12 protein-coding genes are annotated in these 8,738 nt (G+C 69.1%); 7 read left to right on the top strand and 5 right to left on the bottom strand.

Features of this window, described 5'->3' with window-relative positions; genetic code table 11:
* The first annotated feature begins 93 nt into the window (after window positions 1–93).
* From RZ1_RS08855 to RZ1_RS08840, 4 genes are all read left to right on the top strand, one after another.
* Window positions 94–408, top strand: a complete 315-nt coding sequence (locus RZ1_RS08855) for a rhodanese-like domain-containing protein (RefSeq protein ID WP_072811075.1) — start codon at window positions 94–96, stop codon at window positions 406–408.
* 155 nt (window positions 409–563) lie between these two features.
* Window positions 564–833 carry a metal-sensitive transcriptional regulator gene (locus RZ1_RS08850; RefSeq protein ID WP_072811074.1) on the top strand — a complete coding sequence of 90 codons (270 nt, stop codon included), beginning with the start codon at window positions 564–566 and terminating at the stop codon, window positions 831–833.
* Between the two features lie 89 nt (window positions 834–922).
* Window positions 923–1,336, top strand: a complete 414-nt coding sequence (locus RZ1_RS08845) for a DUF302 domain-containing protein (RefSeq protein WP_072811073.1) — start codon at window positions 923–925, stop codon at window positions 1,334–1,336.
* A gap of 106 nt (window positions 1,337–1,442) precedes the next feature.
* A complete protein-coding gene (locus tag RZ1_RS08840) occupies window positions 1,443–2,216 on the top strand; it encodes a LysR family substrate-binding domain-containing protein (RefSeq protein WP_072811087.1) in 774 nt (257 codons plus the stop codon).
* 190 nt (window positions 2,217–2,406) lie between these two features.
* Here RZ1_RS08840 and RZ1_RS08835 read toward each other — a convergent pair whose 3' ends face one another.
* From RZ1_RS08835 to RZ1_RS08825, 3 genes are all read right to left on the bottom strand, one after another.
* Window positions 2,407–2,949 (bottom strand): hypothetical protein, encoded by a 543-nt coding sequence (locus RZ1_RS08835; protein ID WP_083583596.1) that lies wholly within the window; start codon window positions 2,947–2,949, stop codon window positions 2,407–2,409.
* 273 nt (window positions 2,950–3,222) lie between these two features.
* Window positions 3,223–3,597 (bottom strand): VOC family protein, encoded by a 375-nt coding sequence (locus RZ1_RS08830; RefSeq protein ID WP_072811072.1) that lies wholly within the window; start codon window positions 3,595–3,597, stop codon window positions 3,223–3,225.
* 68 nt (window positions 3,598–3,665) lie between these two features.
* On the bottom strand, window positions 3,666–4,586 hold the full coding sequence (locus RZ1_RS08825) for a hydrogen peroxide-inducible genes activator (RefSeq protein ID WP_072811070.1): 921 nt from the start codon (window positions 4,584–4,586) through the stop codon (window positions 3,666–3,668).
* Between the two features lie 85 nt (window positions 4,587–4,671).
* Here RZ1_RS08825 and RZ1_RS08820 point away from each other — a divergent pair, with 85 nt between their 5' ends.
* Window positions 4,672–5,361: a PhzF family phenazine biosynthesis protein gene (locus RZ1_RS08820; RefSeq protein WP_072811068.1), complete on the top strand. Its 690-nt coding sequence runs from the start codon at window positions 4,672–4,674 to the stop codon at window positions 5,359–5,361.
* Here RZ1_RS08820 and RZ1_RS08815 read toward each other — a convergent pair.
* Complete coding sequence (locus RZ1_RS08815) at window positions 5,341–6,030, bottom strand: hypothetical protein (RefSeq protein WP_072811066.1); 690 nt, start codon at window positions 6,028–6,030, stop codon at window positions 5,341–5,343. The genes RZ1_RS08820 and RZ1_RS08815 overlap by 21 nt on opposite strands.
* An 88-nt stretch (window positions 6,031–6,118) precedes the next feature.
* Here RZ1_RS08815 and RZ1_RS08810 point away from each other — a divergent pair, with 88 nt between their 5' ends.
* Window positions 6,119–6,385 carry a hypothetical protein gene (locus RZ1_RS08810; protein ID WP_072811064.1) on the top strand — a complete coding sequence of 89 codons (267 nt, stop codon included), beginning with the start codon at window positions 6,119–6,121 and terminating at the stop codon, window positions 6,383–6,385.
* A 4-nt stretch (window positions 6,386–6,389) separates the two neighbouring features.
* Here RZ1_RS08810 and RZ1_RS08805 read toward each other — a convergent pair whose 3' ends face one another.
* Window positions 6,390–7,583 carry an aminotransferase family protein gene (locus RZ1_RS08805; RefSeq protein ID WP_072811062.1) on the bottom strand — a complete coding sequence of 398 codons (1,194 nt, stop codon included), beginning with the start codon at window positions 7,581–7,583 and terminating at the stop codon, window positions 6,390–6,392.
* A 129-nt stretch (window positions 7,584–7,712) separates the two neighbouring features.
* Between RZ1_RS08805 and RZ1_RS08800 the strand changes: the two genes are divergently transcribed.
* A complete protein-coding gene (locus RZ1_RS08800) occupies window positions 7,713–8,675 on the top strand; it encodes a TIGR03621 family F420-dependent LLM class oxidoreductase (RefSeq protein WP_072811084.1) in 963 nt (320 codons plus the stop codon).
* Window positions 8,676–8,738 lie beyond the last annotated feature (63 nt).

The following is an 8,738-nucleotide window of genomic DNA, read 5'->3' as shown; positions in this document are numbered from 1 at the left end:
GCCGCGAACCGGCTATCACCGCTGCGGGATAACGCAGTTCACCCTCCCCCCATATCCCGAAGCACCCCTCCGCCCCGATTCGAGGAGTTCACCATGCAGGAAGTCGACACAGCCACGTTGATCCGGGCGTGGAAGTCCGGAGCACCGGTACTCGACGTGCGCGAGGACTACGAGTACATCGACGGTCACGTCCCCGGCGCCCAGTTGATCCCGCTCGGGGAGCTGCCCGCACGCGTGGGCGAGGTGCCGGCAGGCGACACCGTGTACGTGATCTGCGCGTCCGGGAACCGAAGCAAGCGGGGAGCCACGATCCTCGAATCAGCCGGGCGAGCAGCAGTCTCTGTCGCCGGCGGAACCAGCGCCTGGCTACACGCCGGACAGGATGTCCGACGCGGGCCCAGCGCCTGACCGATCGGCTCCCGGCCCTGTCACCCCCGCACCGTGACGACGGTTGACTCTCCCCAGCGCGGAGCCGACCTCGGACTCACGGTCGATCGGATGCCATATACCCGATAGAGATACCCCTAGGGGTACAATGGCAGGAAACTCGGAAAGGAATCCGCATGGTCGGCGACGAAGAAAGCATCGCTTTGGTACTCAACAGGTTGCGCCGCGCCCAGGGGCAGCTCGCCGGGGTGATCTCGATGATCGAGCAGGGCCGCGAATGCAAGGATGTTGTCACCCAGCTCGCCGCGGTCTCGAAGGCTCTGGACCGCGCCGGCTTCAAGATCGTCGCCTCCGGTCTACGCGAATGCCTTACCGACAAGGCCGAGGGGACCAAGGAACCCATGACCGAAACCGAACTCGAGAAGCTCTTCCTCGCCCTCGCCTGACAGAATCGACCACCACCGGTTCCTGTCGGGCAATCGCCCCCGGCCCATCATCCATCTGCAGGACTTCGATCGAAAGGCACACCACGCTCATGGCACTCGCACTGTCGACCACCCTGCACACGTCCTTCGACGATGCTGTGGCACGCACCAGAAAAGCCCTGTCCGAACAGGGTTTCGGCGTACTCACCGAGATCGATATGAAGGCCACCCTGAAGGCGAAGCTCGGTGAGGACATGGAGGACTATCTGATCCTGGGCGCCTGCAATCCGCCGCTGGCGCACCGGGCGGTCACCGTCGATCGGCAGATCGGACTTCTGTTGCCCTGCAACGTGGTGGTGCGCACCGACCCTTCCGATCCCGGCGCGGTGCTGATCGACGCGATGAACCCGCAGATCATGGTCCAGGTCGCCGACCAGCCGGGTCTTCACGAGGTCGCCGACGATGCCACCGCGGCGTTGCGAGCGGCCATCGATTCCTTGAGCGCCGACACCGCAAAGGATTGACGCGCCCGACGAGCGATCGGTCGCTGCGCGGTGTCTCCTCGGCGCTCGTCGAAGGCGACACGGGCACGGCACGCGGGTGGTCGCGGCCGGCCGGTACCCTGACCGGGTGAGTGACGAGTCCGCGCAGGTGTTCCGGCTGGCGTACGTTCCTGGGGTCATCCCCGCCAAATGGGTGCGGGTGTGGACCGAGCGGATGCCAGATGTCCCGATCGAGCTGGTGCCGGTAGCGTCGACGTCCGGTGCGGCGTGCGTGCGTGAGGATCGGGCCGACGCCGCGCTGTTGCGGTTGCCGCTCGAACGCGACGGGCTGTCGGTGATCGGCCTCTACACCGAGGTCTCGGTCGTGGTGGTGCCGACCGAGCATGCGATCGCGGCAGTCGAGGAGGTGTCGGTCGCCGACCTCGCGGAGGAGACCCTCCTGCAACCGCTCGACGACGTGCTGGACTGGGCACAGATTCCAGGCGAGGAAGCGTTCGAGCGGCCGGAGACCACGGAAGCCGCAATCTCGCACGTCGCTTCCGAGGTCGGAGTCCTCGTCACACCGCAGTCGCTTGCTCGGCTGCACCACCGCAAGGACTTGACCTACCGCCCGGTGGTGGACGCCCCCCAGTCACAGGTCGGCCTGGTGTGGCTGACCGACCGCACCACCGAACTCGTCGACGAACTCGTCGGAATCGTGCGCGGCCGCACCGCGAACAGTTCCCGGGGCCGGCAGGACGAGTCGGACAAGAAGTCCAAACGGCGCGGGGAACGGCAGGGTTCGCAGCCTCGGAAGTCCGTGGGCGACAAGAAGCCGAAAGGCGACAAGAAGCCGACAACGCGGCGCGGCAACGGCGGTCGACCGAAGAGCGCCGGTCGCGCCCGCAAGCGGCGCGGCTGAAGGCCGCCGACCGGCGCACATCCGGATACCGTCGATGCCAGGCGTGCAGTCGCTGCAAACATCGCGAGCGGGTCGCCGAGTACCTCTCGGTCGACGACTGAGACTATGCGTCCGCCAGTGGACGGCCCAGGACCCGCGATCGCGAGATGCCTTCGTGGCAAACAGAATCGAGTCGGCAGACCACCACTTCTCACGAGCGGGGCGGTGCGGCAGGAGGAATTCGGCCGGCCGGCAGAAGATCCGATTGCAGCCGGGGCCGACACAGCCGTCCCGTACAGAAGTTCCCTGCGGCGGCGACGTCGAGCGTCGCCACCCCGGCCGCGGCGAGCGCCTGCGCCTTGAACGCCCGTGCAGCCAGGCCCGAGCGGTGCTGCACCAGCCGCACGTCGCTGTGGAGTTTAGGCGGAACCGGGTCGCCCCACAACGTCACTTCGGTCGGACGATGTCCGAGAGCGGCGTGAACCCCGCTCCGTACGCGCGCGTCGGAGTTGTACAGCCTGGACTCGACAGCAACCGTGTGCGGATGCTTTCCCTTGCGCCGCGTCTTCAGCGCCGATTCGAGATCGCCGGTACCGACACCCAGAATCTGCAGCGGTCGCGGGTCGGAGACGTCGGCGGTTCCCGGAGCGACGACGTCGAGTCGGCATCCCGAGTCGACGATGCCGGATTCCGCGGACGACCCCGTGCCCACCGGATCCTGCCGATACGCCGCATCGGGATGCCGAGCCGCCATGGAGAGTTTCTGCCTGGCAAGACCGAACCATCTTGAAGCGCAACAGTTTCGAATCCATTCGGCCTGCACAGTGGGCTACGTCGACCATGGCGCCCCGGGCATTCCAGGCGACTTCCCCCTCCACCGCTCGCCGACGACGCGCGCATCCCGAAGCGCGTCGCGCAACAGCAGCATGTCACGGCACCCCCCCGAGAACCGAGAACCTGGCAAACACGCAGTAGGTTGGAACAACCTATGCGACAAGGGTCACTCGTCGACCCATCCGCCTTCCGCTCATCCGGCGACGAGGCAGAACACGTGGCCACCCGGATCGCGGTAGGTGCGGAACGTCGGGCTCGAATTCGGTCCGATCACGCGGACGGCACCGTGCCGCAACGCCCAGCGTTCCGCGGCGTCGAGGTCGGCGACCGCGAGGTCGAGGTGGGCGCGCAGCGGCACGGTCTCACCGGGCCAGCTCGGGGGGACGTGCCGGGGCGCCCGCTGGAACGCCAGTCCTCCCCCGGCCGGTGCGCGCAATTGCACCCAGTCGTCGTCGGTGGCAGCGGGGTCGATGTCCCAGCCGAGCAGCGCGGCATAGAACGCGGCCAGGCCGTGCGGGTCTGGCGTGTCGAGCACGAACTCCTGCAGACCGATCTCGGGGCGCGACATGCCGCCATGGTCCTCTTCTCACCCACGGAACGCTGACCGTTCACCAGAATGCGCGTTCGGTCGCCTCGCTACCGAGCACCCTCCGGTGCGACCTCCCGCAGCACCTCGGCGAGGGCGCGATAGTCGTCGGCGCGCCCGCTCGACGACCGGAACACGAGCCCGATGGTGCGCCCCGGGGTCGGTTCTTCGAACCGCGCGACCGCGAGATCACCGGCGGCACACTCCACCGCCACCGACGATGCCGGGATCAGCGTGACCCCGAGCCCACCGGCGACACATCGCACGACCGTAGCGAGGGAGGTCGCCCGGGTGTCGCCGGAGAGCGGGTGCGCATCGACGGACCGGCACAGGTCCAGGGTCTGGTCCCGGAGGCAGTGCCCCTCGTCGAGGAGCAGCAGCGGGAGCTCGTCGAGCACGGCCGGCGATACGTCGTCTCGGCCGGCGAGCGCGTGTGCGGGGGGCACGACGAGCACGAAGTCCTCGGCGTAGAGCGGTATCTCGATCAGACCGGACATCCCGGACGGGAGCGCGAGCACCGCGACGTCGAGGGTTCCGGCCCGCAGCGACTCGAGCAGCCGGGCCGTCTGGTCCTCGATGACGTGCAGCGACAGCGAGGGCATGCGGGTCCGCAGTTCGGGCAGCAGAGTCGGCAGTACGTAGGGCGCCACGGTGGGGATCAGGCCCAGCCGTAGCGGCCCGGTGAGCGGATCGGTGACTCCGGCGGCGGCGGCGACGAACCCGTCGGCCGCGTCGACGATGGCCTTGGCCTGGCTCAGCAGCCGAGCACCGTCCGGGGTCACCAGCACACGACGGGTGCTGCGTTCGATCAACTGGACGCCGAGACCGGCCTCGAGGGATGCGAGCCCCTGCGACAGGGTCGGCTGGCTCACGTTCAGGCGCGCGGCGGCGGTACCGAAATGCCGGTGTGTGGCGACCGCGACGAAGGCGCGCAGCTGGGAGAGGGTCGGTTGATACTGTTGATCGGACACGCCTATCAGTATATCCGGACCGATCACCTTTTCCTTTCGACGCCGCGCGGAGGCGGGTTGAGCAGCGCCGCGCTACGGTCACTCCATGACGATTCGGGTCGACGTCGTTCGGGTCTTCACCGACGACCGCGGAGAACACGGCAACCCGCTCGGCATCGTGCTCGATGACGACGTCGCCGCCACCGACCGTCAGCGGATTGCGGCCGAACTCGGGTACAGCGAGACCATCTTCGTGGAACCGCCCCGGCCCGGTGGGACACGCGCCCGGGCACGGATCTTCACTCCCACGACGGAATTGCCCTTCGCCGGACATCCCACGGTGGGATTGTCCCGGTGGCTCGGTGAGCGCGGCACCCCGATCGACATCCTGGAGGTCCCGGCCGGCCCGGTCGCGGTGCGCTACGCCGACGATGTCACCTGGGTGTGCGCACGTGCGGAATGGGCCCCGCCGTTCGTGCTCGACCGTCGGCCGTCCGCCGATGACGTCGACCGGTGCAGCCCCGACGACTACGCCGGCGCAGCCGAGTCGTACGTGTGGGCATGGACCGACGAACCGGCGGGAGCCGTGCGTGCCCGGATGTTCGCGCCGGCGTTCGGCATTCCCGAGGACGAGGCGACCGGCGCTGCCGCGGTCCGCTTGACCGCGCACGTCGGCCGTGACCTCGACATCATCCAGGGCTGCGGTTCGCGGATCCGGACGGCGTGGCTACCGGACGGACGGGTCGAGGTGGGTGGTCGCGTCGCACGCGGTGCGTCACGCGCCCTCGCCGGCTGAGGCCCGCCCGGCCGCGAGGTCCTCGTCGCTGAGGAGGACCTCGATCTCGCCGCCGAACTCGACGCCGGGTGCCAGCGGAAGGCGGTCACCGCTCCAGAATCGGCCCGGGTCGTACCAGTTGCTGCCACGTCGCCGCTGTTCGAGCAGCCCCATCTCCTCCATCGTCACCGCGACCACCTCGGCACAGTACGCGCTCTCCAGGCTCACACCTGGCACCTTCCGGCGTCGCGGCAGGCGGCCGGCGAACCAGCGGCCCGTCAGCTTCGCGGTCGAGGGGAACGGCGTCCCGTCGAGCCGAGCGATCGAGCGCAACAGCTGGTCCTCCTGCTGCGGGGTGATCTGCGTCGAGATCTGACGCAGCCAGCCCCGCTGCCCGTACCGGGCGCTCCACACCTGCACCGCACTGCGCAGATCGTGCAGCTGCACGCCGCGATGGTGACGTCCGGTCCACATGTCCGGCAGGCTCTTTCCGAGTTCGGCGTGCCACATCAGCGGCGGCAGGTCGTCGAGCACGACCGCCATCCCGACGTGATTGACCGGCGCGTTCGTCAACGCCTGGATCGCGCGGTCCGCTCCGCTGCTACCCCGGAAGATCCACAGGTCACCGGTGCGGGTGACCGCCACCGCCTCGTCGAGCGTGATCCGGGACCGTGCCGCGCTGTGCTCCATGCCCGACAGCCTTCCATGCCCGGATGATGGTGCCCTTCACCCGGTCCGGCCGGGTGAAGGGCACCATCACCCCGATAGGGTCGAGACCATGGCACTTCGGGGCAGGCAGTGGTGGAAGTTGGTCGGACTGGCCGGTGTCGTCGGGGTCGCGGCGACCGGAGCGGTCGCGGTGCGGGCCGAACGCAAGCGCCGGGGCTACACCCCCGACGAGGTGCGCTCGGTGCTGCACGAGCGGTACGCGCAGGCGACCGCAGCGCACGACGGCTCGGGCGAGGTACCCCTGACGGAGGTCCCGGCGACACCGGTCACGCGGCTACGGCGGGCGCTGCGCCGGCTGAGCCCCCGGCGCCGCTGACGGGTCAGTCGAGGGCGGCGGCGAACCCGTCGGCGAGATCCTGGACCTGCTCGTCGGTCATGACGAACGCAGGTGAGATCTGCATCGCACCCTGCCCCGCGGCACGTCCTGAAATGCCTCGCGCACGTAGCTCTTTCACAAATTTCGGCGCTTCGGCCGGGTCGGCGAGCTGGACCGCGGCGACCGCGCCGAGGCCACTACGGATCTCCGCGACACGGGGATGGTCGGCGAGCGGCGCAAGCTTGGCGTGCAACGTCTTCTCGAGACGCGCCGACTCGTCGAGCAGTCCTTCGTTCTCGAGGATGTCGAGGTTCGCCAGTGCTGCCGCGGCCGACCCGGCGTGTCCACCGTAGGTGTATCCGTGACGCCACCACACACCGCCGGCGAAGAACGGCTCGGCCACCCGGGGTGCGACGAACACCGCACCCATCGGCAGGTAGCCGGACGTCAGTCCCTTCGCGGTGGTCATGATGTCGGGCTGCAGGTCGAACCGTGACGACGCGAACCACGATCCGCCGATGCGCCCGAATCCGGTGACCACTTCGTCGACGACGAACAGGATGTCGTGGTCGCGGCAGATGTCGCGGATCTCGGTGAGGTAGCCGTCCGGCGGCAGGTAGACCCCGCCCGCGCCGATGATCGGTTCGGCGAAGAACGCGGCGATCGTGTCCGCTCCGACGGTTTCGATGAGTTCGAGCAGCGCCTTCGCGTCGTCCCAGGGCACCGTCGCGGTGTCGTCCCACAGCTGTCCGTAGCCCTCGCCGTTGACGGGGATGCCGGCCAGCGACGTGCCGCCGACGTGCATGCCGTGATACGCCTTCTGCCTCCCGACGAGCAGCGTCTTGCCGGGACGGCCCCTCTCCTGCCAGTAGCGGCGGGCCAGCTTTGCGGCGGTGTCGATCGAATCGGAGCCGCCGGAGGTGAAGAAGATCTTGCTGCCCGGGACGGGGGCGATCAGGGCGAGCCGCTCGGCGAGCTCCATCGTCGGCTCGAGCGCGAGATCACCGAAGTTCGAGTAGTGCGCGACCTTCGCGAGCTGCGCGGCCACGGCCTCACCGATCTCGGTGCGGCCGTGCCCGATGTTCGCGAACCACAGGCCCGCAGTCGAATCCAGGTAGCGGGTTCCGGCGTCGTCCCAGATGTAGGCGCCCTCGCCGCGGGTGACGACGAACGCCCCGTCGCGTTCGATCACGCCCATGTCGGCAAATCCGTGCCACAACGCGCCCACGATCCACTCCTGTCGACGACCGTACGATCTCCGCCGGCCATCGTACGTACCGGCAACGATTTGTGGCGCGTACCGCGCACACCCGTCACGCTGGAGTGCATGACCGATTTCCGGTTCTCCGTCAACGTTCTCGGCATCGAGTCCCCGGAGGGCTTCGCGCGGTCCTGCCGGGCCGTCGAAGACGCCGGGTTCGATGCGCTGTTCGCCGCCGACCATCTCGGCGTGCCCGCACCTTTCCCGGTGTTGGTGGCCGCCGCGCACGCCACCGAGCGGATGCGCGTCGGGACGCTCGTGCTCAACGCCGCGTTCTGGAATCCGGCGCTGCTCGCCCGCGAGATCGCCACGACCGATGCGCTCACCGGCGGCAGGCTCGAAGTCGGCCTGGGCGCAGGCCACATGAGGTGGGAGTTCGAGTCCGCCGGCATCGCGTGGGAGAGCTTCGGCACCCGCGCCGACCATCTCGAGTCGACCGTCACTGCACTGCGGCGACTGTTCGCGCAGCCCGCCTACGAACCGCAGGCCGCGATGCGCGAGGCCTTCGGCCTCCCGGTGCTGCGGCCGGTCCAGCGGCACGGGTTCGGCGGTGAGGGCCCGCCTCTGATCATCGGGGGCACCGGGGACCGGATCCTTGCGATTGCGGGCGCCTGCGCGGACATCGTCAGTGTCGCCGGCGCCTACCAGGTGCCGGGCCGACCGCCGGGCACGTTCCGGATCGGGTCGGCCGCCGAAGCCGACGAGCGCATCCGGTTCACGCGGGCCTGCGCCGGACCGCGAGCCGATCACATCGAGTGGCACACCCTGGTCCAGATGGTGATCGAAACGGACGACCGGAGGGCCGCGGCAGCCGCCGCCGCGGAGCGCCTCGGAATACGGGTGGGTGACCTGCTCGACACGCCGTTCGTGCTGATCGGGACGGTCGAGGAGATGGCCGCGCAGATCCTGACCGCACGCGATCGTTACGGCTTCACCCACTTCACGGTCCACGCACCCTACCGGGACGTATTCGCCCGAGTGATCGCGCAGGTTCGGGCGAACGGGGTCTCGCCCGCGCCGGCCGACTGACCGCTCACCGCCCCGGGAGTGGGCCTGCGGACGGGGGCGACGTCCGCGTTTCGCTAGGCTGTC

It is taken from the genome of Rhodococcus zopfii NBRC 100606 = JCM 9919, from assembly GCF_001895025.1.
Classification (GTDB): Bacteria; Actinomycetota; Actinomycetes; order Mycobacteriales; family Mycobacteriaceae; genus Rhodococcus; species Rhodococcus zopfii.
This window is presented reverse-complemented; position numbering and strand designations above follow the sequence as displayed.